Source organism: Streptomyces sp. NBC_00078, assembly GCF_026343335.1.
In the GTDB taxonomy this organism is placed as follows: Bacteria; Actinomycetota; Actinomycetes; order Streptomycetales; family Streptomycetaceae; genus Streptomyces.
Map to the genome: position 1 here is coordinate 6,975,738 of NZ_JAPELX010000001.1, position 24,505 is coordinate 7,000,242.

Annotated in this window: 25 protein-coding genes and 1 pseudogene; 16 read left to right on the top strand and 10 right to left on the bottom strand. The window is 68.5% G+C overall.

All coding sequences use genetic code 11. The features are described from left to right. The first annotated feature begins 84 nt into the window (after positions 1–84). The gene (locus tag OOK07_RS32740) at positions 85–1,389 is read left to right on the top strand and encodes an ArsB/NhaD family transporter (protein WP_266685400.1); all 1,305 of its coding nucleotides are present in this window, start codon (positions 85–87) and stop codon (positions 1,387–1,389) included. A 23-nt stretch (positions 1,390–1,412) separates the two neighbouring features. Here the strand turns inward: OOK07_RS32740 and OOK07_RS32745 are convergent, their stop codons facing one another. Beyond that, on the bottom strand, positions 1,413–1,895 hold the full coding sequence (locus OOK07_RS32745) for a CBS domain-containing protein (protein ID WP_266685402.1): 483 nt from the start codon (positions 1,893–1,895) through the stop codon (positions 1,413–1,415). A gap of 208 nt (positions 1,896–2,103) precedes the next feature. Between OOK07_RS32745 and OOK07_RS32750 the strand changes: the two genes are divergently transcribed. Both OOK07_RS32750 and OOK07_RS43775 read left to right on the top strand, forming a co-directional pair. Further along, a complete protein-coding gene (locus tag OOK07_RS32750) occupies positions 2,104–2,718 on the top strand; it encodes a TerD family protein (RefSeq protein WP_266685403.1) in 615 nt (204 codons plus the stop codon). A gap of 76 nt (positions 2,719–2,794) precedes the next feature. Further along, positions 2,795–3,076: a galactose oxidase-like domain-containing protein gene (locus tag OOK07_RS43775; protein WP_406312720.1), complete on the top strand. Its 282-nt coding sequence runs from the start codon at positions 2,795–2,797 to the stop codon at positions 3,074–3,076. Here OOK07_RS43775 and OOK07_RS32760 read toward each other — a convergent pair. Beyond that, the gene (locus tag OOK07_RS32760; protein WP_266800034.1) at positions 3,000–3,656 is read right to left on the bottom strand and encodes a peroxiredoxin-like family protein; all 657 of its coding nucleotides are present in this window, start codon (positions 3,654–3,656) and stop codon (positions 3,000–3,002) included. The genes OOK07_RS43775 and OOK07_RS32760 overlap by 77 nt on opposite strands. Before the next feature lie 167 nt (positions 3,657–3,823). On the opposite strand from OOK07_RS32760, the gene OOK07_RS32765 reads away from it, so the two are divergent. Further along, complete coding sequence (locus OOK07_RS32765; protein ID WP_266800036.1) at positions 3,824–4,426, top strand: TetR/AcrR family transcriptional regulator; 603 nt, start codon at positions 3,824–3,826, stop codon at positions 4,424–4,426. A 48-nt stretch (positions 4,427–4,474) separates the two neighbouring features. Here OOK07_RS32765 and OOK07_RS32770 read toward each other — a convergent pair whose 3' ends face one another. The 4 genes and pseudogenes from OOK07_RS32770 to OOK07_RS32785 all read right to left on the bottom strand — a co-directional run bounded on the left by OOK07_RS32770 (position 4,475) and on the right by OOK07_RS32785 (position 5,792). Continuing rightward, positions 4,475–4,804, bottom strand: coding sequence for a TfoX/Sxy family protein (locus tag OOK07_RS32770; RefSeq protein ID WP_266685408.1), 330 nt, complete (start codon positions 4,802–4,804; stop codon positions 4,475–4,477). Further along, on the bottom strand, positions 4,804–5,100 hold the full coding sequence (locus OOK07_RS32775; RefSeq protein ID WP_266802340.1) for an SRPBCC family protein: 297 nt from the start codon (positions 5,098–5,100) through the stop codon (positions 4,804–4,806). Before OOK07_RS32775 ends, OOK07_RS32770 begins: the two co-directional genes overlap by 1 nt. A 289-nt stretch (positions 5,101–5,389) precedes the next feature. Further along, positions 5,390–5,611: pseudogene (locus OOK07_RS32780) on the bottom strand (ATP-binding cassette domain-containing protein); the annotation flags it as partial. A 34-nt stretch (positions 5,612–5,645) separates the two neighbouring features. Continuing rightward, positions 5,646–5,792 carry a hypothetical protein gene (locus OOK07_RS32785; protein WP_266800038.1) on the bottom strand — a complete coding sequence of 49 codons (147 nt, stop codon included), beginning with the start codon at positions 5,790–5,792 and terminating at the stop codon, positions 5,646–5,648. Between the two features lie 302 nt (positions 5,793–6,094). Between OOK07_RS32785 and OOK07_RS32790 the strand changes: the two genes are divergently transcribed. Continuing rightward, positions 6,095–6,634, top strand: coding sequence for a MarR family winged helix-turn-helix transcriptional regulator (locus OOK07_RS32790; RefSeq protein WP_266800040.1), 540 nt, complete (start codon positions 6,095–6,097; stop codon positions 6,632–6,634). 279 nt (positions 6,635–6,913) lie between these two features. On the opposite strand, the gene OOK07_RS32795 is transcribed toward OOK07_RS32790, so the two are convergent. From OOK07_RS32795 to OOK07_RS32810, 4 genes are all read right to left on the bottom strand, one after another. Beyond that, entirely contained in the window at positions 6,914–7,684 is a 771-nt protein-coding gene (locus tag OOK07_RS32795; protein WP_266800042.1) for a DUF4142 domain-containing protein, read from the bottom strand. A gap of 204 nt (positions 7,685–7,888) precedes the next feature. Next, positions 7,889–9,115: a PP2C family protein-serine/threonine phosphatase gene (locus OOK07_RS32800; RefSeq protein WP_266802109.1), complete on the bottom strand. Its 1,227-nt coding sequence runs from the start codon at positions 9,113–9,115 to the stop codon at positions 7,889–7,891. Between the two features lie 221 nt (positions 9,116–9,336). Further along, a complete protein-coding gene (locus OOK07_RS32805; protein WP_266800044.1) occupies positions 9,337–9,459 on the bottom strand; it encodes a hypothetical protein in 123 nt (40 codons plus the stop codon). 94 nt (positions 9,460–9,553) lie between these two features. Beyond that, complete coding sequence (locus OOK07_RS32810) at positions 9,554–11,251, bottom strand: chloride channel protein (protein WP_266802111.1); 1,698 nt, start codon at positions 11,249–11,251, stop codon at positions 9,554–9,556. Positions 11,252–11,811: 560 nt separating this feature from the next. Between OOK07_RS32810 and OOK07_RS32815 the strand changes: the two genes are divergently transcribed. The 11 genes from OOK07_RS32815 to OOK07_RS32865 all read left to right on the top strand — a co-directional run bounded on the left by OOK07_RS32815 (position 11,812) and on the right by OOK07_RS32865 (position 24,504). Beyond that, positions 11,812–12,270 carry an acyl carrier protein gene (locus OOK07_RS32815; protein WP_266800046.1) on the top strand — a complete coding sequence of 153 codons (459 nt, stop codon included), beginning with the start codon at positions 11,812–11,814 and terminating at the stop codon, positions 12,268–12,270. A gap of 450 nt (positions 12,271–12,720) precedes the next feature. Further along, positions 12,721–13,638: a 3-oxoacyl-ACP synthase gene (locus OOK07_RS32820; RefSeq protein ID WP_266685416.1), complete on the top strand. Its 918-nt coding sequence runs from the start codon at positions 12,721–12,723 to the stop codon at positions 13,636–13,638. Positions 13,639–14,106: 468 nt separating this feature from the next. Further along, on the top strand, positions 14,107–15,342 hold the full coding sequence (locus OOK07_RS32825) for an acyl-CoA dehydrogenase family protein (protein WP_266685417.1): 1,236 nt from the start codon (positions 14,107–14,109) through the stop codon (positions 15,340–15,342). Between the two features lie 110 nt (positions 15,343–15,452). Beyond that, positions 15,453–16,748, top strand: coding sequence for a lysine N(6)-hydroxylase/L-ornithine N(5)-oxygenase family protein (locus OOK07_RS32830; RefSeq protein WP_266685419.1), 1,296 nt, complete (start codon positions 15,453–15,455; stop codon positions 16,746–16,748). 3 nt (positions 16,749–16,751) lie between these two features. Beyond that, on the top strand, positions 16,752–17,828 hold the full coding sequence (locus OOK07_RS32835; protein ID WP_266800048.1) for an NAD(P)/FAD-dependent oxidoreductase: 1,077 nt from the start codon (positions 16,752–16,754) through the stop codon (positions 17,826–17,828). After that, positions 17,825–19,840, top strand: coding sequence for a class I tRNA ligase family protein (locus OOK07_RS32840; protein ID WP_266800049.1), 2,016 nt, complete (start codon positions 17,825–17,827; stop codon positions 19,838–19,840). Before OOK07_RS32835 ends, OOK07_RS32840 begins: the two co-directional genes overlap by 4 nt. Then, the gene (locus tag OOK07_RS32845) at positions 19,837–21,375 is read left to right on the top strand and encodes an AMP-binding protein (RefSeq protein ID WP_266800051.1); all 1,539 of its coding nucleotides are present in this window, start codon (positions 19,837–19,839) and stop codon (positions 21,373–21,375) included. Before OOK07_RS32840 ends, OOK07_RS32845 begins: the two co-directional genes overlap by 4 nt. Beyond that, positions 21,365–21,625 (top strand): phosphopantetheine-binding protein, encoded by a 261-nt coding sequence (locus OOK07_RS32850; RefSeq protein ID WP_266685425.1) that lies wholly within the window; start codon positions 21,365–21,367, stop codon positions 21,623–21,625. The genes OOK07_RS32845 and OOK07_RS32850 overlap by 11 nt, the downstream gene beginning before the upstream one ends. Position 21,626: 1 nt before the next feature. Beyond that, a complete protein-coding gene (locus OOK07_RS32855; RefSeq protein ID WP_266685426.1) occupies positions 21,627–22,241 on the top strand; it encodes a GNAT family N-acetyltransferase in 615 nt (204 codons plus the stop codon). Then, on the top strand, positions 22,238–23,338 hold the full coding sequence (locus OOK07_RS32860; RefSeq protein WP_266685428.1) for a C45 family autoproteolytic acyltransferase/hydrolase: 1,101 nt from the start codon (positions 22,238–22,240) through the stop codon (positions 23,336–23,338). Before OOK07_RS32855 ends, OOK07_RS32860 begins: the two co-directional genes overlap by 4 nt. Before the next feature lie 236 nt (positions 23,339–23,574). Beyond that, entirely contained in the window at positions 23,575–24,504 is a 930-nt protein-coding gene (locus OOK07_RS32865) for a thiamine pyrophosphate-dependent dehydrogenase E1 component subunit alpha (protein WP_266685429.1), read from the top strand. Position 24,505 lies beyond the last annotated feature (1 nt).

The following is a 24,505-nucleotide window of genomic DNA, read 5'->3' on the forward strand; positions in this document are numbered from 1 at the left end:
TCCCGGCAATCTGCCGACCCCGGCGGTGCGCGTAAACGTACGGACCAGGCGGACTCGCCGACCGAAGTGGAGAGAAACCGCGGTATGAGCGATTGGCACAGCTGGGCGGCCGTGGCCGTGTTCGTGGGCGCGTACGTCCTGATCATCAGCGAGCGCGTCCACCGTACGGCCGCGGCCCTCGGCGGCGCCGGCCTGATGCTCGCGATCAGCGCCACCGACGACAAGGCGGCGTTCTACTCCGAGCACACCGGCATCGACTGGAACGTGATCTTCCTGCTGCTCGGGATGATGGCGATCGTCGGAGTGCTGCGGCAGACCGGCCTGTTCGAGTACCTGGCGATCTGGTCGGTCAAGCGAGCCCGGGGCAGACCCTTCCGCGTCATGGCGATGCTGGTCCTCATCACCGCGTTCGCCTCCGCGCTGCTCGACAACGTCACCACCGTGCTGCTGATCGCCCCCGTCACGCTGCTGGTCTGCGAGCGCCTCGGCCTGGCCTCCACCCCGTTCCTGATCGCCGAGGTGTTCGCCTCCAACATCGGCGGCACCGCGACCCTGGTCGGCGACCCGCCCAACATCATCATCGCCAGCCGGGCGGGACTGACCTTCAACGACTTCCTGGTCCACCTCGCCCCGATCGCGGCCGTGCTCACGGCGGTGCTGGTGGTGCTGTGCCGGGTGATGTTCCGAAAGGCGTTCGTGTACGACGAGGAACGCGCCGCGCAGGTCATGACGTTGACGGAACGCGAGGCCATCCGCGATCCGCGGCTGCTGTGGCAGGGCCTGGCCGTCCTGGCCCTGGTCGTCGCAGGCTTCGTTCTGCACCCGGTGCTGCACTACGAGCCGAGCGTCGTCGCCCTGCTCGGCGCCGGACTGCTGGTCGCCGTCTCGAAGGTGGAGACCCGGCAGGTCCTGGGCGAGGTGGAGTGGCCCACGCTCGCCTTCTTCGCCGGCCTGTTCGTCATGGTCGGCGCGCTGATCGAGACCGGGGTGATCGGCGACCTCTCCCGCGGCCTCGCGGATGTCACCGGCGGCCGCGAACTCGGGGCCACCATGACCTTGCTGGGCGGCTCCGCGGTGCTGTCCGGCGTCGTCGACAACATCCCCTACGTGGCCACCATGGCCCCCATCACCGCCGACCTGGTCAAGGACATGGGCGGCGCGGCCGACGGCCACCACGTGCTGTGGTGGGCCCTGGCCCTGGGCGCCGACCTGGGCGGCAACGCCACCGCGATCGGCGCCAGCGCCAACGTCGTCGTCCTGGGCATCGCCGAACGCAACCGGCAGCCCATCTCCTTCTGGCAGTTCACCAAGTACGGCCTCGTCGTCACGCTAGTCACCGTGATGATCAGCGCCCTGTACCTGTGGCTGCGCTACTTCGTCCTGGCCTGACTCCGCGCCGGTGGCGGCCGCGCTCAGGTACTCGGCGTGCTCACTGTGCCGGCCTCGCCCAGAAGCTCGTGCAGCAGGTGCGACGCTGTGATGACCCCGAGCAGATGCGTGCCCGCCTTGTCCTTCGTGGCCACCGCGACCAGGGGGCTGCGCACCCGCGCCATCAGAGCCGCGACCTCCAGGGCGGTGTCGTCCGGGTCGGCGATCGGCGGCGGGGCAGCCGTACTGGACAGGCAGTCGCCGACGCGGCGTCCGGCCAGGGCCTGGCAGAGCCGGTCGGCGTGCTGCTCGTCGACCACCGCCGCGAGCGTGGGGTCCTCGACGACGTAGGCCGGGACCAGAACCTTGACCATCTGGGAGGCGGGCAGGATCGCCTTCGGCTCCCCGCGCTCGTCCAGCACGAGCAGCCCCGGCAGCTTGTGCTCGGCCATCAGCCGCGCCGCGTCCATGGCATCGCTGTCGACGCTCACCGACTCGTACTCCACCGCCAGATCACGTGCCCGCACGGTCGGCTCCCGTCTTCCCGAAACGTCCCTGCGCCCAGCGTCGTACGCGTCCGGTCGCGTACGCCAGGTCATCGTGCAGAAACATACGCAACCTGTACGGCATGCCGGGGGAGATCCACGCCCGCACTCGCAGCCCGGGTAGGCAAGGAAGGCGTCAAGAAAGCGTCAATTGGCTGGTCACGGGCGATACTTGACGGGTGGGAGCCAGATGGCTCCTGGACGGTTCGAGGCGGGGAGGCGACGTCCGGTGAGCAGTGTCGGCAAGGGGCTGGAAAAGGCCGAGGTACGACTGAAGTGGGATCCGAGTCCGCTGGGGGAACCGCCCCGGCACCTCGACATCGTCGCCGCGACCTACTCCGTGGACGACCCCCACGGGCGGCCGGTGTACGTCGTCCACTACGACAGCCGCTCACCCGACGGCACCATCAACATGACCCGGCACAGCCAGACCGGTCAGGGCTTCGGTTTCGTCGAGGTGATGGTTCTGGAACTCGACCGGCTGGCCTCCTCCTTCGGCCGGGTCGTGGTGGGAGTGGTCATCCACCAGGATGGTGGGCGGCGGACTTTCGGCGACATCTCGAATGGCGGGGTAGTGGTCGTCGAGCGGTACACGGAGCTGCTGGTGGACGACTTCGCGCGGGTCGCCGGCTCCACGGCCACCACCGTGGCGGAGTTCGTCAGGGACAGCTCCAAGGGGTGGGAATTCCACGAGATGATCCGCGGCTTCGACAGTGACCCGTTGCCTTTCACCTTGGAAATGGGCGCCGTTCACCGGCCTTCTCCCGGCCCCCTCCCGGGGACGAGTCCGGCGGGGACGGCCTGAGCCCGACGTCCTCCGAGTGCCCCCTCCAGGAGTCGTAGCCCGAGGAGGTTGACAGGACGCGCGAGAGCCCGATCTGGTGCGATACCGCCCGTGCCCGTTCGTCGGCGCGCGTGACGAGCAGCAGGGTGCCGCGTGCACGTGCGGCACGCAGAGCAAGGACGCCAAGGGCATCCAGGCCACCGTCCCGGAGAACCGCAACCTGGTCCCGGCCGGCCGGTTCATGCTGTTCGCGGCCTACGACCAGGGCACACCGTCCAAGGCGGCGCGGACGCGAGAGTGCCCTAGCGGGTCGCGCCGAGGGCATCCAATGCGGCGAGGATGTCGGCGGGCTCGGCGCGGAGGGTGTAGTCGGTGTTGACGAACGCCCAGCGGATGGTGACGTCGCGGTCGATGACGTACGTGGCGGGCAGCGGCAGGGTGCGCGGGTGTCCGTCGTTGACGTGCTGGAGGTCGAAGCCGAGCTTGTCGTAGACGGCGGCGAGGTCGTCGGGGAGGTCGAAGGCGAGGCCGTACTGCTGGGCGGTGTCGGAGCCGATGTCGCTGAGGACGTCGAAGGCCAACTCGTGCTTCTCGGTCAGGGTGAGGGACTCGTCGGGGATCTGCGGGGAGACGGCCACCAGGCGGGCGCCGCGGGCGGTGATCGCCTCGTGGTGCTGCTGGAGGGAGCGCAGGGCGATGTTGCAGTACGGGCACCAGGCGCCGCGGTAGAAGGTCAGCACGACCGGGCCGCGGGCGAGCAGGTCGTCCAGCGCCACGAACTCCCCGGCGGCGGAAGGCAGTCGGAAGCGCGGGGCCGGGTCGCCGACGGTCAGGGCGCGGTCGGCCTGGCCGGAGTGGGCGAGCTCCTGTCCGGCCCGGCGCATGCTCTCCCGTATCTCGGCGGGGATCTGCTGCTGACGGGCCTCGTAGAAGGCGCGCAACTCGGCGTTCAGGGTCATGGGAACGGTCCTCCTGAGGCGCGGATCGATCAACAATCAACTCGGAACGACCGTTCCAAGATAGCGGTATCGGGCTTATCCTGGAACCCTCGTTTCAAGATGGTTGCGCAAGATGGTTGCGCAAGATGGTTGAGCAAGATGTGGAGAGAGGGAGGGCAGGTAACGGCATGCCGGACGTCAAGCACTTCGACCCGGACACAGTCCTGGAGTCGGTGGTCCGGCTGTTCTGGCGCCAGGGCGTGGCCTCCACGGGCATCCAGGACGTGGTGACGGCGACTGGCCTGAACCGCTCCAGCCTGTACGCCACCTTCGGCGGCAAGCAGGAGCTCTACCGCGCCGCGCTGGGCCGCTACCTGGAGCGCCGGTCCCAGCCGGCGTTCTGCCGCCTCGCTGAGGACGAGCGGGGTCTGCCCGCCGTCGCCGACTTCTTCGCCGGGCTGATCGAGGCGCGCTGCTCGGGCGAGTACGCCCGCTGGGGCTGCATGGTCTCCAACGCGCACGCCGGAGCCGAGAACGGCGATCCCGAGGTCCGCGCTCTTCTCGACCGGCATCACCGGGAGCTGAAGGACGCGCTGCGCGCGGCACTCGTCACGGCGCAGGAACGGGGTCAACTCGCTGCTGCCGGTACCGATCCGGACGCGGCAGCCGAGGCGCTGGTGCTGCTCGCCTATGGCGTGAACCTGCGTTCCCGCGCGGGAGCCGACGCCGCATCGCTGCACGCGACGGTGAACACTGCCCTGCAAGCCTTCGGTGGCCGAACCGCCGTCTGACAGGAGGTCGATCTGGCGAAGCCCGTCGGCGAAGCCGGGACCCGATCCTCACTTGGGCGGCAGACCGGCCGCGAACGCGTGTCCCTCGTCGATCCACTCGCCGAGTACGTCGTCCTCCGCCACGGCGGAGCCCGCGACCACGACCCACCCGCGCATCGGGCGGCCCGGCATGTCGAAGATCCGAGCACCCGGCCGAGCGAGAGCTTCTTCCGTGGCGTCCGAGCCGACCCGGACCATGAGGTCGTCGTCGCTCACACCGACGGCCATGTTGCCTCGGAGGAGGAACGCGATGCCTCCGAACATCCGCTTCTCAGTGATGTCGGGATCCGCTCCCAAGCGCTCCCGGATGCGCTCGGCCAGCCCTTGGTCGTACGCCATCACATGCCGCCTTCCAGGTTGGTGAGCCGGCGTTCGAGGTCACGCAGGTCCTCGGCGAGGCTGGAGCGGACCTGGCGGGACATCAGCGGTGCCGCCAGGCGAAGGAGGCCGCCCGGGCCGCCGCGCACCCGGATGCCGGCCAGGGTGCCGCGAGGGTGGGCCTCGAAGGTGTACGTGACGTGCATGGGCATGGGGGCGGCCGTGGCGATCATGTCCAGCAGCCTCGGCGGCTCGTGGGCGGCCACCCGCAGGACGTAGTCGATGCGCCGGCCGAGGAAGTACGCCGTACGGGTCACCTCGGCACCCACTCCGAACCCGCCGCCGTCCGCTTCCCTGGTCAGCTCCGCCTGGCGGATGCCCTGAGTCCTCCCCCATAGCCCTGAACGGGCATGGGAGGTGCCCCCAGGTGTCGTGACGCCAGTCCATGGCGTACGCCGCCACCTGCTCAGGTGGCAGCGGGATCATTCGCCGCACCATCACGTCGATTGCCACGGGGTCAGGATCCCAGCCGACGTCCCAGCGCGCGCGACATCGGTCAGAACGATGACGGATGCCCGACAAAGCGCGACAGATGCCGGACAGGACGACCTCGCCGCGGTCCACGGGCGGGGTCCCGGCCAGGATCTTCAGCAGCGTCGACTTGCCGGCGCCGTTCTCCCCTACGACCGCGACCAGATGTCCGGGGGTGACGGTGAGGTCGGCGCCGCGCCGGACGGGATGCCGGCCGTAGGACCTGTGGATGTCGCGGGCCTGAAGTGCGGGCGTGGGTGCGGGTGTTGAGCCGGGCGCCGTCCGCAGCCTCCCCAAGGTGCGTCTCCTTGTGCTTCCGGTGGTGCCGCGTTCAGTCCGCCCGCGTAGATGCTGGGCGTCTCTGGGCCCAGCGCGACATGCCGTCGGCCGGCAGCGGGTCCGTGCCCAGGACCTCGGTGAGACGGTCGCGCAGCAGGAACAGAGCCAGGTCGTTGGAGAGGAGCAGGGCGGCACGCACCGCCGGGCCCCGTCCGGAGGAGGCCAGTCCGGACTACGGTCATCCGGCCCCATGGTCGTACGCCGGGACGGCGGCGTCGACCTCCCGCAGCCGCCGCGTACGCACTTCCCCTGGGGCTGGGTGCGCAGGGCGGCGACGGGCCCAAGTCCTGTCGGGTGGACTTCGCCCGCAGTGAGCAGCTGCTGCTCCACACCGACATGACGACGCGGCGAGGCTGCTGCTGCGGTACCACGGTCACGGGGAAGGCAAATCTGTTCCCATCGGGTGAGGGGGCACCACCTTCGGCAAGGTAGAAAGGACGTATGCCGGAGCGTGAGAACCCCGCGGGGACCATGGACGACGTCGACGCCGTCACGCGGGCGGTGCTGACCGCCTCCCGGCTGCTGGTGGCGGTCTCCGCCCGTTCGCTCGGCGAGGTCGAGGAGGGGGTGACGCTGCCGCAGTTCCGGATGCTGGTCGTGCTGGCCACCCGAGGGGCCACCAAGCTGGTGACCCTCGCCGACCTGCTCCAGGTGGCGCCGTCGACGGCGATGCGGATGGTCGACCGGCTGATCGCGGCCGGGCTCGCCGACCGGCAAACCAACCCGGACAACCGCCGCGAGACCCTGCTGCAGCTCACCGAGGAAGGTCGGCGCACCGTCGAGGACGTCACCGCCCGGCGCCGGTCCGAGATCGCCGCGATCGTCGCGAAGCTGGGCCCCACGCAGCGACTCGCCCTGATCGAGGCCCTCAACGCCTTCAACAGGGCGGGAGCGGAACCTCCGGCGGCCCCCGCCGCCGACCACCCGGAGCCGCACCCGCTCGGCTGGATCGTGGACGAGGCGATGGTGCAAGACATGTGACCCCCGACGGGGTGGTGTTCCCGGCCGGTCGGCGCCGGTTTCCGGGCGTCCCTTCTCCGAGCCGCGCACTTTTTGCCTAAGGCAAGGGACTTGTGAACGCGGCGCTTCGCTGTCTCGCTCCCATGGCGCAGGCCGGATGGGTGCGCCCGGTCGATCGGCCGCAGGGCGGTCGCCGGAGGCCGCACAGATGGTCTGCGGCGGACAGGGAAAGATGCAGGACCCGTGAGTCGCGCAAAGTAAAGCTTGCATGCTGCCACACCGTGCCGCGTTCGCGGGAGGTCAGCCCACGGTCGGGGATGCCGTGGGGCTGGGGGTGGCGGTGGTGGCCGGGCCCGTCGGTATTCCCTCGCTCGACACGCCGGGCGGCACGGTGAGAGCGACCATGGGCGCCCCCGGCTGCGGCACCGGTGGCGTGACCTGGCTGGAGGGGAGCTTCGGCGGGGTGGTCTCCTGGAAGTTGACCTGGTCGAAGTTGACCAGCCCGGTGTTCTCCATCTGCGTGATGTGGTCCAGGACCACGTCGTTGGCCTGGTCGGCCAGTTGGCGCACGAGGGTGTTCTTGGTGGTGGAGCGGACCTTGGCGATGGTGTTGAAGATCGAGCCGTGCGTGACGCGCAGGATGTTGGCGAAATCGGAGTCGAACTGATTGCCGGTGTCGGACTTGAACGTGTCCAGGAAACCCTGCTGCTGCGGTGTGGGCTGGTTGGGGATGGTGATGTTCAGCTCGGGTGCGATCTTGCGGCAGCTGGCGTCGAGCGCGGCATGCCCGATGACCAGGTGCCGGCCGGCCTCGCGTACGGCCGCGGTCGTCCCCTTCTGCATGGCCAGGTCCCCGGAGGGGCCCTCCCACAGGCCGGCGGAGCGCACGAAGACGACGAAGTTGCGGTCGGCCTCGGTGAGCGGTCCCCACTGGGTGCTTGCGATCACGCGCGCCTGGTTCGCGGATGCGTTCTGGACGCCGAGCACGCTCGGGTAGGCCAGGGCGGCGAGCGTCACGCTCAGCGCCCCGCCGACGAAGACGGTGCCGATCGTGCCGCGTGAGATGGGCATGGTGCCTCCTGGTGCGGACAGCGTGGTCGTCTGCTCGTACGGAGGCGGCACGGAAAGAGAACCTTTGCGCTAGGTAAAGGTTGCATGATGCTAGATGGTGTGGATCATGTGCACGCATAGGTCAACTCGGGCTGAAGTGCAGCCACATCGCCTCTGGGCAGCTCTTTCTGATCTTCTGGGCTTCCTCGGCCGAGGCCGGGGTGTTCAGTCGAGGGCTGCGAGGTGGTCGGCGGCGCCTCCGCGCCACTCGATCATGAAGAGGGTGGCGTCGTCGCTGGTGCGCCCGCCCCGTTCCTTCTTCAGGGTGTGGGAGAGCAGGCGCAGATCCGCCCGCATCCCGTCCGACGGCTTCTGGCCCAGGCGGTTGACGCAGCGGATGAGGCGTTCCTCACCGAACGGTTCCCCACCATCGACACGTTCCTCGATGATGCCGTCGGTGTAGCTGAGAACCCGGTCGCCCCGCTGGAGTGTGTGCTCTCGGATGCGGGGCGTCTCGCCTCCGATGCCGACGGGCAGCGTCGTCGCGCTCTCCAACTGCCGCAGGACCCGGCCCTCGCGGATCAGCAGCGGTGCGGGGTGGCCCGCGTTGACCAGTTCCAGCTCACCGGTGGCGATGTTCAGGTGCATCAGTTGCGCGGTGACGAAGTGGTCGGCCCCGAACTGCCGGGAGATGGCCTGGTCCATGAACGCGTACTTCTCGGCCAGGCTGACGAACACGCGCCGGGCATGACGGTAGGCGCCGATGGCGATGGTCGCCATCGCGGCGGCGTCCAGGTCGTGGCCCATCGCGTCGATCACGGCCATGTGCAGGATGTTGTCGTTGAGGGCGTAGTCGAAGCTGTCGCCGGCGACGCGGTAGGCGGGCTCCAGGATGCCTGCCACCTCGACCTGCGGCACGGTCATCGTCAGCGGCGGCAGCAGCCCCCACTGGATCTCCGCGGACACGCTCATCGGCTGCCGGCGCCGGGCCAGGAAAAGCTGGTCGGTGTAGGCGTTCTTGGTGACCAGCATGTCGGCGACCAGGCCGGAGAGCCGGCGCAGCAGGCGCCGGTCATCCTCGCCGACGGCATCCATGGTCAGGGCCAGCACGCCCACCTGATCGCTGCCGTCCAGCAGCGGCAGATACATCCGCACGCCGCCGCCGGCATGTACCACCTCGACGACGTCCGCGCTCTGGAAGGCCCGCCCGGCCGGGGAGCCGGTCACCGGCTCGGGCGGGCCCACGTGCAGCTTCTTGCCCGGAAGCGGCACCAGCAATTCCTGTGCGTAGTCCTGGAGCAGGATGGACACGTCGTGGCCGCCGATCCTGGCCACCTCTTCCGCGATCAGCGGGGCGATCAGCTGCGGCGGCAACAGCCGTGCCCGATCCAGCAGCATCCCCAGCAGCCGCTCGCCGAAACCCTCGGACCGGTCCACGCTCTCCTCGCCCATGGCCTGGTCCGCCACCACTTTCCTGCCGCCCGCTCCGGTCGCTGTCTGCGCACAATGTGCCTGGTCAAACCGCTGGAGCGGTTCATTACGCCGTGCGCGGCATGTCGGACCCTCTCTTTCGTGTGAGGCACATCGGGTGGCGCTGCCCTTCTCCCGTCAGAGGGCTTGCTCAGGGGGAACGTCGGCGGTGAAGCTGGGGCCTTTGCGGGCCAGTCGTTCGGTCATCGGCGTGCCTGGTCGTCCACCGTCACGTCGAAGTCGTACGTGTCCTCCGTGTCCTCCCAGCCGTGCCCGCCGTCGAGGCGCGCGAACGAGTAGGGGCGCTGGACCTGGTTTGAGTGCATGGCCCGCCTCCTCGGGGCGATCCGGGCATTCGGACCTCTCCCATCCAGCTTTGCACAATGCAAAAGTGGCGAGGTGGAGAGGTAGGTTGACCTGTCAGGCGGCCGCGTGCACCGCGTGCACCGCGTGCACCGCGCGCAGCGCGCTCTGGTGGCTGAGCCAGCCGACCGGCTTGGCGTGGTCGGCGTCGAGCACGGGCAGCCCGGTCCCGGCTACCGACAGCAGCGCGTGCAGGGCCTGGGCGAGCGGCTGGTCCGCGGTGACAGGTGCTGGCGGTTCGGCGAGCTGTCCGACCAGCGTCGGTGCGTCCTCCGGCTGTTCCGCGAGCGCTTCCGCCACCGCCTGTGCGGTGACGACGCCGACGTAGCGGCCGGTGTCGTCGACCACGGGGAGGGCGCCGTGGCCGGACAGGCTGAGCAGGTCGGCGGAGTCCGCGAGCGTTGTGGACGTGGCCAGCGGGGAGGGCAGCGGCTCCATGACGGCGCTCACGTGCTGGGTGCCGATCCGGGCACCGGGGGCCGGGCCGTCGAGGTCGATGCCGCGTCGGCGCAGCTTGAGGGTGTAGATGGTGTCGCGCGAGATCAGCCGGCTGACGGCGGTGGCCAGCACGATCGCGAGCATCAGCGGCAGGATGATCGAGTACTCACCTGTGAGCTCGAAGAGGATGACCACCGCGGTGATCGGCGCGCGGGCCGCACCGGCGAACACGGCGCCCATGCCGACCAGCGCGTACGCGCCTACCGCGCCGGCCGAGTGGGGCAGCAGGTGGTGGACGCCGATGCCGTACGCCGAGCCCAGCATCGCCCCGATGAACAGGCTCGGGGCGAAGACCCCGCCGGAGCCGCCGACGCCGATGGTCAGGCTGGTCGCCAGCATCTTGCCGACCAGCAGCAGGAGCAGGAAGCCGACCGCGTAGCCGCCTTCGGTCGCCTTCTGCAGCACGGGGTAGCCGACGCCGTACATCTGCGGCAGGGTGAGCAACAACACGCCGAGCGCGAGGCCGCCGACCGCCGGGCGCAGCCACTCCGGGCCGCGCCAGAGCCAGTCGCAGGCGTCCTCGATCATGTACAGGAAGCGGGAGAAGCCCACACCCGCGGCCGCCGCGACGATGCCGAGCACGGCGAACAGGCTGTACTGGCCGAGGTGATCGACGTGGAAGTCGGGCAGGTTCAGGAAGGGCGTGTCGCCGAAGGCGGTGCGTCCGATGATGCTCGCGGTGACGCTGGCCAGGACCGTCGCCCCGAAGGCTTCCGCGCTGAAGGTGCCCAGGATCAGCTCCATCGCGAAGAACACGCCGGCGAGCGGGGCGTTGAAGGTGGCGGCGATGCCGCCCGCCGCACCGCAGGCGACCAGGAGCTTCATCCGGCCGTCGGTCGCCTTCGTGACGCGGCCGAGCGTGGAGCCGAGGGCCGAGCCGATCTGCACGATGGGGCCCTCACGGCCCACCGAGCCGCCCGAGCCGATGCACAGGGCGGAGGCGAGCGTCTTGACCACGGCGACCTTGGGGCTGATCCGTCCGCCGCGCTGGGCGACGGCCAGCATCACCTCGGGCACGCCGTGGCCGCGGGCCTCCTTGGCGAACCGGTTCACCAGCGGCCCGTAGAGGAGTCCGCCGATGACCGGGGTGAAGAGCACGAAGTACGGGCCGAGCCAGGGCACGTGCGGATTGGCCGCGCCGGGTGAGGCTGCGTAGTCGGCGTGGCCGGAGAGGAGGTGCGTGAAGGTCTGGATGCACCAGCGGAAGACGACAGACCCCGCCCCCGCCCCGGCGCCGACCACGATGGCCAGGGCCATCAGGCCCCAGGAAGCGGTACGCAGCCCGCCCAGTCTCGGTGCGGGTGTGAAGCTACTCGTTGCGGTGCCGGTCACATGCTGTCCATTCCTTGTCGCCGGTATGGCGCTCATCGCCTCCCCCTTCCTACATTTGCATTATGCAAAACGAGTCAAGGGGGTGCGTCACCTGACCACCTGCGCCCGTCGGGCCGAAGGGCCCCCAGGCATGCGGACGTGCTCGCGGCAGCGTGGCCGGACGGAAAAACCGCGGAGGTGAACCGTGGGTGATCCGGTCTCCTCGCCGCTGGCAGTGGTGGGAATCGACGGCTCCGAGGCCGGCCGGGCGGCGTTGCGCCGGGCGGCCGGGCAAGCCAAACGGCCGTGCTTGCCGACCACTGCATGCGGAGCGGGCCGGAATGGTCTGCGCGGTGTTGTCTCGCCGGCGAGACAGACACAGCATGGGGAGTGCTGCGAGGGTATTCGTGTGCCGCGGCGACGTGGTGTCGGCCGCCGTTCGGATGTCGAGTGTCGGATTGTCTGCACAGGAGAGTCATGGCGAACCCAGTTCGAGGATCAGGGAGATGGCCGATGAGTCGCGGCAGAGAGGCGGCGGGCACGTGACGATCGGCATCGGCGACGGCCCCCTGGCCGTCCGCGGCTATCTCGACGGACTGATCCGGGCGCGACTGACCAGCCCGTTCAGCTGCGATGTCCCGTTGGTCTCGCTCGGGTTCGACTCGCTCGCGGCCATCGAGCTGTGGAGCCGGCTGCGGACCGACCTCGGTGTGGACATCCCGGCCGGCGAGCTGCTGGACCTCACCCTGGATGGCCTGACGGCGCGGGTGCAGGCGGAAGGTGGGTCTGTCGCCGCGTTCGCTGCCGGACCGGTTGCCGGCGGACCCGCCGGGGCAGACCTCGACGACGCCTCTCCGGAGGCGGCCGCGCAGCTGCTGGCGTCCCTCGACGGCCTGGACGACGCGGGGATGGAGCGCCTGGCGGCCGGACTCGGACCCGGATCCGAGACAACCCCCGCGGACTGAACTCGGCCTCCCCGATACGGGCCGTCCAAGAAGTCCCTGTGGTACGACCGGGACTTCACGCTCTTGTGGAGTGGGCAGGCCGCCGGTGAACTCGGCTCGTCGGTCTCCCTCCTGGCGATCCCGCTTGCCGTGTCGTCCTGCTCAAGTCATCGACGCTGGACGCGGCGATCCTGTCAAGCCTCGGCGTGTGCTGCCGTTCCTGCTCTTGCTCCCTCCCGGCCCCGTGTCGTCGTCGACCGCCTCGCCAAAGCACCAGCTGATGATGCGAGCGCCATCGGTCGCTTGCCGCTGCGGGCCTCGATCCCGCCGGCCGCGCTGCCCGGATTGCACCTCACCTTCGCGCAGCTTCTGATCGTCTCCCTGCTCAGCGGGGTTCGGTCTGTCTTCTTCGACATCGCTTATACGAGCTATGTCCCGGTGCTTTAACACACATCCCGTTGCGGAGCCTCGATGAGTTCCTCCTCTGTCTTCCTGAGCGGACCGCAGTACGTGCTGGGGGAGATCGCGTCGCACCATACCGAGACTCCGGATCTGGAGGCGCGGGCCGGAGAACTAGGCGTGCCCTATGCCCCGGACCTCTGGGGCTGGGGCCACGTGCACCGGAGCCACAAGTCGCTTCAGGACCTGGCGGTCGAGGCGGGCAGGGCGACTCTCCGCGCCGCCGGCGTCGACCCCTCCTCCGTCGACGCACTGGTGCTGTGCTGCACCAGTTTTCCAGGGGGGCCGGACAGCCACGGCAGTTTCGTGCAGACCATTTCGGAGGGGCTGGGAACGCGTGAGACCGACTTCCTCGGCATCACGCTCGACCGGTGCACGAACCTGCTGGCGGGCCTGCGAGTCGCCGAGGCCTTCGTCGCCGCCGGAATCCATCGGCGGGTCCTGGTCATCACCACCGATCGAGTCACTGCCGAGGCGGAAAGACTGTCCAAGTTCGCCCTGTTCAGCGATGGCGCGGCCGGTGTGCTGGTGTCGGACACCGACGGGGAGTACGAGATCGTCGCAAGTGCCGCAGCGCACGAGATGAAGGACCTGGACTGGTCGAACCAGATCAGTCCGGACCTCTCCCGCCGCGTGAACACGCAGCTGATGAAAAGTGCATCCATGGGAATCGACCAGGTCGACATCCTCATGCACACCAATATCTTCGAAGCCATCATCGTCATGAAAGAGCTTCAGGCGGGATTTACCCCAGCGCAGTTGTACACGGACAACATCGCACGGGTAGGCCACTGCTTCGCCGCTGACCCGATCATCAACCTGACGGACCTCGCAGCAGCCGGTCGCCTTCGCGACAACGGGCATTATCTGCTGGCCGCCTCGGTTCCAGGAGTGCGGTACGGGGTTCTGCTCTGCAAGCAGACGCGCTAGCACTCGGACCGGCATGATCGGAATGGTCGGCCGGGGCGGCGGCGGCCTTGTCTCGCTGGCGAGACAGGAATTGGCCACACATCGCAGCAGGCTCATGGCGAAGACGGCAGGCGGACCGCGCATCCTGCGGTCCTACGGGTATCCGACACCAGACGATCATCAGGTTCCGTGCTTTCCTGCCGAATCCCCGCCACGTGGTGATCAACCGACATCGGTGAAGTGAAGATGCGCCCAGTGATCGGTGATCCGCGATTTCGCCGTCTGTCATGCCCGTGAGTCCACGGCCATTGTCATTTCCTGATGGGAGGAGGCCCGTCACGGCGCCGATATCGGCGTGGTGCCGAGGGCGGCGGACCTGGCTTGGCTGCGCCTCGGTCGCGTACGTTTCATCGAGCATCGCCTGATCAAGGTGCCGCCGGGCTCGCGGCCGTCTCGACCGATGCTGACCTGCGGATTTGAAGGGGCGATATGAATTACGCGCTGTTCGGTGGTCTCGATGAGGACATCCTGGCGTTGCCGTTCTACGAGGAGCAGCACCGCACGTTTGCCGTGGAACTCGCCGACTGGTGCGCCGGCCACGCCGGTCTGTGGTCACGTCCTCTGGAGCAGACCCCGGAGAAAGCCGGCAGGGAGATCCTGAGCGCGCTCGGCTCCGCCGGATGGCTGGGATTCCTCGATCCCGCGAACGGGTCCGCCGCCGGTGACCAACGCTCGATCTGTCTGGCCAGGGAGATCCTCGCGTACGCCGACGATCTGGCGGACTTCGCCTTCTCCATACAAGCGCTCTCGGCGACCCCGATCGTCCAATACGGAAACAGTGAGCAGCAGCTGGAGTATCTGCCGCGAATGGCGTCGGGCGAGCTGACGGGATCGTTCGCGATCTCGGAGGAGGAGGCCGGATCCGACATCTCAGCAGTCGGTCTCACTGCCGACCGAGTGTCCGACGGCTATCTGCTGAACGGCCGAAAGGCCTGGATCGCCAATGCCGGAATCGCGGATGTGCACTGCGTGATCGCGCGAACGGGCGGGGGACCCGGTGCGCTGGGGCTCACGGCGTTTCTGGTGCCGGCGCGCACGCCGGGAGTCCGGGTGCTGGAGGAGGTGCGGTTGGTTGCTCCGCGCTCGTTCGGACACCTGGTTTTCGAAGACTGCCTGGTTCCCGAATCGAGCGTACTCGGACGCCCCGGACAGGGGTTCGTGGTCGCGACGGACCTGCTGGAGCGATTCCGGATGACGGTGGGGGCGGCCGCGGTGGGATTTGCGCGGCGCGCTCTCGACTCGGCGGTCCAGCGGGCCCGTGAACGGCGGATCCACGGCGGCAGGCTGATGGACCTTCAGCTTGTGAAGGGTGCGCTTGCCGACATGGAAATCAAGCTGAACTCTTCTGCGATGTTGGTCGCGCGGGCCGCATGGGAGCTCGACCACGGAAACCCCGGCTACGCGAAGCACTCAAGCATCGCCAAGGTGGCCGCCACCGAGGCCGCACAGGAGATCGTCGACGCTGCCGTCCAGGTCCACGGGGCAGCCGGCCTGGTTGCCGACAGCGTCCCCGAGCGCTTGTACCGGCAGGTCAGGTCCCTGCGTATCTACGAGGGAGCGTCCGAGGTCCAGAAGCTGATCATCGCGGACGCGCTGGGACGACGGCCGCACGCGGGCCGATCCCGAGCAGCATCCGGACGCGGTGCAATTCGAGTGGAGCGCTGACTTGTCGTCCCCGGTCGTAGCAGTGACGCGGGCAGATCCGTACCCGCGCATCCTGGCTCGCACCGGCTGCCGGGCGCGGAAAGACATCCGATGCATATACGGGGAGAGCCATGAGTGACGAACAGCACTACGAGTGTGTCGGCATAGGCGTCGGCCCTGCGAACCTGAGTCTTGCCTCTCTGTTGCACGGTTGTCCTGGGCTGCCGAACCTCTTCCTTGAGAAGCGTGAGGTGTTCAGTTGGCATGATGGACAGCAGATCCCCGATGCGACCCTCCAGGTGTCCATTTTCAAGGATCTGGTGAGTCTGTCGGACCCGACCAGTCCCTTTTCGTTCCTGTCCTACCTGAAGGAAAAAGGGCGGATCTACCACTTCATCAATGCTCAGTTCAGCGCGGTGCCGCGCCAGGAGTTCCGCAACTACCTGGAATGGGCGAGCCGGCGCAACCAGAACGTGGTGTTCGGCGAGGAGGTCGTGTCCGTCGACTTCGACGGCACATTCGTTCTGCGCACCAACCGGCGCACGGTCACGGCGAACAACGTGTCAATCGGCATCGGCAGACGTGCCTGGGTGCCGGCGGTGGCCCGTGACCACCTCGGCCTCACTCAGTTCCACGTCAGCGATTTCGTGCCTCTCAGCCGCGACTTGGCGGGGAAGAGGGTCTGCGTGGTCGGCGGCGGCCAGTCGGGCGCCGAGGCGTTCCTCGACCTCATCTCGCGTCCGTCCGCTGAGCGACCGCGCCGGGTCTCGTGGGTGTCGCGCCGCCACAACTTCTGCCCCATCGACGACTCGCCCTTCACCAACGACTTCTACATGCCCGGCTACTCGGACTACTTCTCCAGGCTGGACCAGGGGACGCGCGAATCGCTCAACCGGGAGCACGTCCTCACCAGTGACGGCATCTCCGAGAGCACCCTCCGCGAGATCTACCAGCGTATCTACGCCGAGCGGTTCATCCACGGCAACACCGACCTGGTCTCGCTGTACCCGAACCGGAACGTGATCGAGGTCTCCGCCTCCGACAACGCGTGGTCGTTGAAGCTGTACAACAGCAACCATCCGGCGGTCCCCGGGCAGGTCGACGCCGACGTAGTGGTCTGGGCGACCGGGTTCCGCACCGTCGCGCCCGACTTCCTCGCGCCGATAGCGGACCGACTCGAGCGTGAGGGCGACGAGTACCGGATCGACAGTGATTTCGCCGTGAGGTGGGACGGTCCTTCGAACCGAAGCATCTTCCTCCAGAACGCGGCTCTCCAACAGCGCGGACTGGCGGACAAGAACCTCAGCCTGCTTGCCTGGCGAAGCCAGCGGATCATCGACCGCGTTCGATGTGTGCGCAGTGACGATCCGGTCCCTTCGTTCATCGAATGGTCGGCGAAGCTCAGCCCGGACGAAAGGGTGGGCTGAGCCATGACGCATGTCGACTTCGCGGTCGTCGGTGGCGGAGTCATCGGATGCACGATCGCGCGGGAGCTGGTGCTACGGGCTCCGCACGCTTCCGTGTTGGTGCTCGAAAAAGATGCCGTCGGGTCCGGAGCCAGCCGCCGGTCGGCCGGTCTGCATTTCCCTCGCGGCGCGACGGAGCGTGTGCGCCGCATGGCCGGCTTCAGCCAGGCCTACTACAAGTCCCTGCTCGACGCTGATCCGGCGTTGCCCATTCATCCGGTTCCCATGCTGGTGGTGTCCGACCGTGCGAGCGTGGACCTGGTGGAGGCGGCCTATCTCGACGAGGCCGGACTGTCCCGCGTGGACGCGTTGCCGGACTGGCTGCCACCACTGTCGGAAGAGACGGCGGCCTGGACGGGCGAGGGCTGCCAGTACGCCGATGTCGGGGCGTTCACCCGGGCATTGGCCCGGTCTCTGCGGCCACGGGCGAGTTTCAGGGAAGGGGTCTCCGTCGATTCCCTGGACCGGGTCGGGAGCGGCTACGAACTCGGGCTCGGCACAGGAGAACGCGTCACGGCCGACTCGGTCGTGCTCGCTCCCGGCCCGTGGCTGGCCGCACCAGCCTGGCGGGAACGGCTCACCCCCCTGGACACCAGGGTGAAGAAGGTCGTCGCGCTGCACGTCGAACAGCCGCCCGCGGCCGAGGACGGAGTCGTCGTCTTCCACGACGAGGACGCGTTCCTGCTCCCGCTGCACGAGCAGGGGCGTTGGCTCTTCAGCTACACCAGTCAGATCTGGGACGTCGACCCCGACCGGCTCACCGGCAGCGTCTCCCCGTCGGACCTGGCTGAGGCCCGCGAGGTGCTGATCAGCCGCGCCCCCCGCCTGGCCGACTCCGCCCACAGCGGAAGGGTCTTCAGCGACGCGTACAGCGCGGATCGGGAGCCGCTGGTACGCGCTCTGGACGAGGAGGGCCGACTGGTGTTCGCGGGTTCCGCCAACGGCTCCGGATACAGGCTCGCACCCGCCATCGCCGTAGAGGCAGCGCACCTGCTCCGTACGGCCGTTGAGAACCTTTCCGACCAAGGGAGCCACCGATGAACGTGAGCGTCTTTTCCACGGAGGAACTGCACCAGGCATTCGGCATCGAGATGAGCTCCGTGGAGAAGATGAGTGCCGGAGCCGGCTGGGGCCGGGTCGCGCCGGGCGTCACCTCCGATCCACACCAGCACGACGAGATCGAGATGTTCGTCGTGGTCGCCGGAACCGGATGGGTGGCTTTCGACGGTCGGCGTATCCGGGTGGAGCCGGGAACGGTGTGCCAGTTCGAGCCCTTCGAGACACACGTCGTCGAGAACGACGGAGACGTCGACCTGGTCTTCTTCGACCTGTACTGGCGCGACCCGGCGCGCGCCGCCCAGGCCGCGGCGGCAGGCGGTACGCGCCGCCGGTTCCACGAGAGGCCGGTCTTCGTCTTCTCGACCCCGCCCACTCCCAACGGCGACCTCCACCTCGGTCACCTGTCCGGTCCCTACCTGGGAGCTGACGCCTACGTCCGCTTCCAACGCATGCAGGGCACTGAGGCATGGCACCTCACCGGGAGCGACGACTTCCAGAGCTACGTGGTCGACTGCGCCGCCCGTGAGGGGCGCGAACCGGCGCGAACCGCCGAGCACTACAGTGCCGAGATCGCCGAGACGCTCCGTCTGATGGACATCGAGGTCGACCAGTACACAGTGACCAACGAGGACCCCGGCTACCGGGACGGTCTGCGCAGGTACTTCTCGAAGCTGGTCGGCTCGGGGGCGGTTACCGTCCAGCAGACGGCTGCCCTGGTGGACGACGAGACGGACGCCTACCTCTACGAGGTGGACGTCTCGGGCGGTTGTCCCGGATGCGGGGGCGGCACCAGCGGCAACATCTGCGAAGAGTGCGGCGAACCGAACGTCTGCGTCGACCTGGTCAACCCGCGCAGCAGCCGCTCGGAGGCGCCGCCGAAGCAGCAACCTGTCTCACGCTTCGTCCTGCCACTCCACGAGTTCGGCAGCGAGGTCTCCGATCACCACCGTCTCGGCCGGGTCCCGGCCCGACTCCGCGAACTGGCGGACCGGGTGTTCGCGCGTACCAGGCTCGACATTCCCCTGACCCACCCTTCGGACTGGGGCGTCGCGCCCGCGGACACGACGGTGGACGGGCAGGTGATCTGGGTCTGGCCTGAGATGTCCTACGGCTTTCTCCACGGCATCGAGGCCCTCGGCGGCCGTCTGGGCCGTGACTGGCAAGCCGTGACTCCCGAGCAGGACTGGAAGTTCGTCCACTTCTTCGGCTACGACAACAGCTTCTACCATGCCGTGCTCTACCCGGCTCTCTACCGGCTGGCGTACCCGCAGTGGAATCCCGATATCGATTACCACGTCAATGAGTTCTACCTCCTGGAGGGCGGCAAGTTCTCCACCAGCAGGCGTCATGCCATCTGGGGCAAGCAGATCCTGCGACCGGAGACCGTGGACGCGGTGCGCTACCACCTGGCGCTCACGCGTCCGGAGCGGCAACGGACGAACTTCGAACTCAAGGCATACGCGGAGACCGTCCAGCGGGTCCTGGTGGACGGCTGGCAGGGCTGGCTGAACGACCTGGGCGCACGGGTCGCCGGGCAGTACGGCGGTATCGCCCCCGACGCCGGTGTCTGGACTCCTGAGCACACGGCGTTCCTCAACCGCCTGGGAGTACGTCTCGCCGCTGTCGCCGACAGCTTCGGGCAGGACGGATTCTCGCTGAACCGCGCGGCCGCTGAATTGGACGGGATCGTCGTCGACGCTCGGCGGTTCGCTGAAGCAGAGGCACGGACCGCGCTGATCGCCGGCTGGAAGGACGAGGCCCGAACGGCCATCGCGCTGGAACTGGCCGCGGCACAACTGCTGGCCCGCGCGGCCACGCCGATCATGCCTCGTTTCGCCGCGCGACTCGCCCAGGCGCTGGGGACGGCCGACCGCTCGTCCTGGCCTTCCCAGGTCGAGCTGGTTGCGCCCGGCACCCGCATCTGCCTCGAAGAACAGTCCTACTTCGAGGCCCTGCCGTCGGACTGGTCGCTCGCCGAAGGAGCCACGGGATGACGGACTCTGTGATCAACCGCTTGGTGGCGGGGCCGCCGGCTCCCGGCCACCGGATCTCCTTCGTCCGGCTCGGCAGTCTCAGGACGCTGGACCTGACCGAACTGTACGAACAGTCGGGCCATGTCGCCGCCTACCTTCGCAGCCTCGGCATCGAGTCCGGGGACCGCATCGGAATCCTGGCGGCCAACAGCCTGGAATGGGTTCTGCTGGACCTTGCCGCGCTGCGGCTCAAGGTTGTGGTCGCAGGTTTCGAGCCAGGCAAGTTCGCCGATGCCGGAGAGCTGGTGGCACGCTACGGGCTCACGGCTGTGTTCACCGACCAGGACGTGCCGGCGGACGCGCCGGCGGCTGTCCGGACTTTCACCGATGTCGCCGAGGCCGCGAGGCAGGCATGGCCGGAGCCGCCCGGCCCCGTCGTGTACGAGCCCGAGGAGGTGACGACCATCAAGTTCACCTCCGGCAGCACCGGTGCGCCGAAGGGACTCGGGGCCACGGTCGGCAGTATCGACGCGTCGATGCAGGCTGTGCAGGAGATCTTCGAGCACCGGGGCGGCGACAATCTCTTCGTCTTCCTACCGCTGTCGCTGCTGCAGCAGCGGTACTGGCTCTACTCCGCCCTCTGCTTCGGCCACGACGCGACCGTCACCACGTACGAGGCGGCCTTCGCCGCACTGGGCAAGGCCCGGCCGACCGTGGTGATGGGTGTACCGGCGTTCTTCGAGGCCGCCAGGCAGCAGATCAGCCAGGATGCCGCGCGCGCGGACGGCGTCACGCCCCAGGAGGCTCGCCGCGCGGCCGCGCGGCGGCTGTTCGGCGACCGGATCCGCTACCTGTGGACGGGATCGGCGCCGGCGGACAGGGAGGGGCTGCGCTACCTCACCGACGCGGGCCTTCCCATCTATGAGGGCTACGGGCTGAACGAGACGTGCATCGTCAGCAAGAACCATCCCGGTGCTCACAGGGAGGGCAGCGTGGGGAGGGTGCTGCGGGGGAAGGAGGTGCTGTTCGACGAGGACGGCGTGATCCTGGTCCGAAGCGAGCATCCGGTGAACGAGCGCTACGAGTTCGCCGAACCCGGTGACTCCGAGCGGATGTTCGTCGAGGACGGGGTGGTGCGCACCGGTGACCTCGGTTACGTGGACGAGGACGGCTTCCTGTTCATCCGGGGGCGCGCCGACGACGTCATCGTGCTCGGGAACGGCAAGAAGATGATCGTCCGGCCGATCGAGGAGCACATGCGGACGAGTCCGGCGATCGAGGAGTGCGTGGTGTTCTGCCCCGCGCAGACATCACTGGTGGCGGTGGTCTCGCCTTCCTCCGACACGGCCGACCTCAAGGCGATCACCGAACAACTGGCCCGAACCAACGCCTCGTTCGGCCGTGACGAACAGATTCGCAAGGTCGTGGTCGCGAGCCCGCGGCCCAGTATCGCCAACGGAATGCTCACTTCGCAGTTCAAGCCGAAACGACAGGCCATCTTCGCCGCCTTCGAGTCGGAGATCACGAACAACCAGGACGGTATCCATGCCCAGTGACGTCGAGACCATCGCGCGGAAGAACTTGTCGGCCGCGCTCCAGCCGGCCGCGGATCCGCACGAGATCGAACCCGACCTCGCGTTGACCGACTACGGCTTGACCTCGTTGCAGAAGGTCCTGTTCCTGACTCGGCTCTGCGAGGACCTCACGGTCGACCTCGCGAATCTGACCGAGCGCGACGTCGCGGAGATGCGCACGCTCCACGATGTCGTCGACACACTGTCACGCTACGCCGGAAAGGCTGCTTAGAGTGAGTTGGGCAGAGCTGGCCGCGGCCACGCTGGAGAATGACCACGTAAGGCTGCGGCCGATCAGTCCCGAGGACCGCGAGTCGATCCACGACATCGCGATGGACCCGGTGATCTGGCGCTACTTCGTGAGCCTGGTCGAGACGGAGGAGGACTTCGACGCCTTCTTCCAGGGCATGGTCGCCGACCACGCGGCGGGCAAGCGTGTCGTCTTCCACATCACCGACAAGACGACGGGGCGCTGCGCGGGGAGTATGAGCTTCGGCAACCTCTCCGAGGCGGACGCGCGCCTGGAGATCGGCTGGTCCTGGCTGGGCGTCGGCTTCCAGGGCCGCGGCATCAACCGCTGGGCCAAGTACCTCTTGCTCGAACACGCCTTCGAGAACCTGGGCGCCGAGCGTGTGGAGTTCAAGACGGACCAGCTCAACGCGCAGGCCCGAGCGGGCCTGCGCAACATCGGCGCCGTGGAGGAGGGCGTCCTTCGCAGCTTCAACCCGATGCCGGGCGGCAGACGCCGGGACGCCGTCTACTACAGCGTGTTGCGCGGTGAGTGGTCGTGGCTCAAGGACGAGCTGGCCACCAACGCGAAGGTGACCCGTCAGGGCATGGGGGTGTGACCGGCGGAGCGGGCGTCGCCCATCTGCATCTCCGCGGCGATCCCTATGAGGTGGGCCGACAGCACGGGGCAGCCCTCGCCGGTCCGCTGCGCGGCTTCGTCGACGACTCGCTCTGCCGCCTCAACCTGCTTCTGGACGAACCGGTCACGACGGCTGGGCTCGAACCGGTGCTCTCCGCTTTCGACAAGGTGATCACGGCAGAGCTGCCACGGCTGGCCGAGGAGATCACCGGACTGGCCGACGGGATCGGAATCCACCGCGACCAGGCGCTGCTGCTGCAACTGCGCCGGGAGATCCTGGGCTACCGGAAGATCCCGGCGCGAGGCGACTGCACCACCTACGCCAAGGCCGGTTCCCATCCGGTCCTGGCCCAGACGGTGGACCTCAACGGCGACCTGGACGATCACATCAGCGTCCTCGACGTCCGGCTCACAGGTTCCCCGCGCCGGACCCTGGTGCTCAGTTTCGCGGGCCTGCTCGGCTATCTCGGGGTCAACAGCGACGGCCTGGCCGTGGGCCTCAACCTGGTCCTCGGCGGCGACTGGAAACCCGGAGTCCCGCCGTACCTGGCTATTCGCCATGTGCTGGACTCCGCCGCCACCGTCGATGAGGCGGTCGAGTGCCTGAGCGGTCTCCCGTTGGCCAGCTCACGGTCGTTCATGCTCTGCGACGCGGGCAAAGCGGTCTGGGTGGAGGCTCTGGACGGCGGGTTCCGGTGCCTCGAAGCCCAACAGGCCGAGCACACCAACCACTTCCTCCACCCCGACTTCGAACCCTTCGACGAGATCAACGTCTTCGCGCGGAACTCCTCACGCCGGAGGCTGGAGGCGTGTCGCGCCGGTCTCGCCGCGATGGCACCCGCCGCAGGGGTGGAGGAGCATTTCGCTCTGCTCTCGGTCCCTCCCATCCGCGTTGCCGCAACCGGTGACATCCGGTACGAGCGCACCGTCGCCGCGGCCGTCGCATTGCCGGGGAGCGGCCGGCTCTACATCAGGCCCGGTGATCCCGCCACATCTGTCACCAGGGAGTTCACCTTCGCGGACCCGGACTGCCGCACTGCCGGCATTCCCCGGGCGGGCGCAGATGACGCGGGGTGACGTCGAGGGTGCCGAGATGCCGGTCCCCAACCACAAGGACACGGCCGAGCGTCGACCATCCATGCAGACAGGGCTCATGCGACCTCATCTTGATTTTTTCGAACTCCGACGGGCGGGAACATAAACGTGCTCGATGACGAGAACGGGCGATCCGTCGTCCTTGTGAACCACGGGGACCAGCTCACGACGGTCCTGGAGGGACACGCGCCCGAAGCGTTTCCGCAAGGGGGCCTGTCATGAAGGAAGGTGCTGCCGTCAGCGTCGCCGGGACCGATGCCGGGATCGACGTCGACGACCTCTCCAGCCTGCTGATGATCAGGCACTTCGAGCAGACCGTCCTGGACCTGTTCGCGCGCGGGCTGCTGAACGGCACCACGCACACCTGCCTCGGCCAGGAGTACGTGCCGGTGGCCCTGGGGCCGCTGCTGGCGCCGGACGACTTCGTGTTCAGCAACCACCGCGGCCACGGACACTACCTGGCCCGCTTCGACGACCCCGAGGGCCTGCTGGCCGAGATGACCGGCCGCGAGGGCGCCGTCTGTTCGGGCGTCGGCGGCAGCCAGCACATCTTCCGGGGCACCTACCTGTCCACCGGGGTGCAGGGCGAGAGCCTGCCGGTGGCCGTGGGCACGGCCTTGTGGTTCCAGCGGACCGGCCGGCCCGGGATCGCCGTGGCCTACATCGGCGACGGCACCTGGGGCGAGGGCGCCGTTTACGAGGCGTTGAACCTGGCTGCGCTGTGGCGGCTGCCGCTGCTGGTGGTCGTGGAGAACAACGGCATCGCGCAGACCACGCCGACCGCGCGCGCCATGGCCGGCGACATCGCCGGGCGGGCCGCGGCGTTCGGCATCGCCCATGTGTCCGTGACCGGCAGCGACGTCGCCGCGATCCGCGCGCGCCTGGCACCGGTGGTCGAACGGACGCGCACCGGCGGCGGGCCGGCCGTCGTGGAGTTCGCGACCCACCGCCTCGGCCCGCACAGCAAGGGCGACGACACGCGCTCCGCCGCCGAGGTCGCCGCCGAGCGGGAGCACGACTGGCACGACGCCTATCGGCGCCTGGACCCCGACCTGTTCGCCAAGGTCGAGGACGAGCAGCGGACACGGATCGCCGAGGCCGTGGACCGGGTCCTGGCCCGTCCGGCGTCGGTGTGGGAGAGGAGCTGAG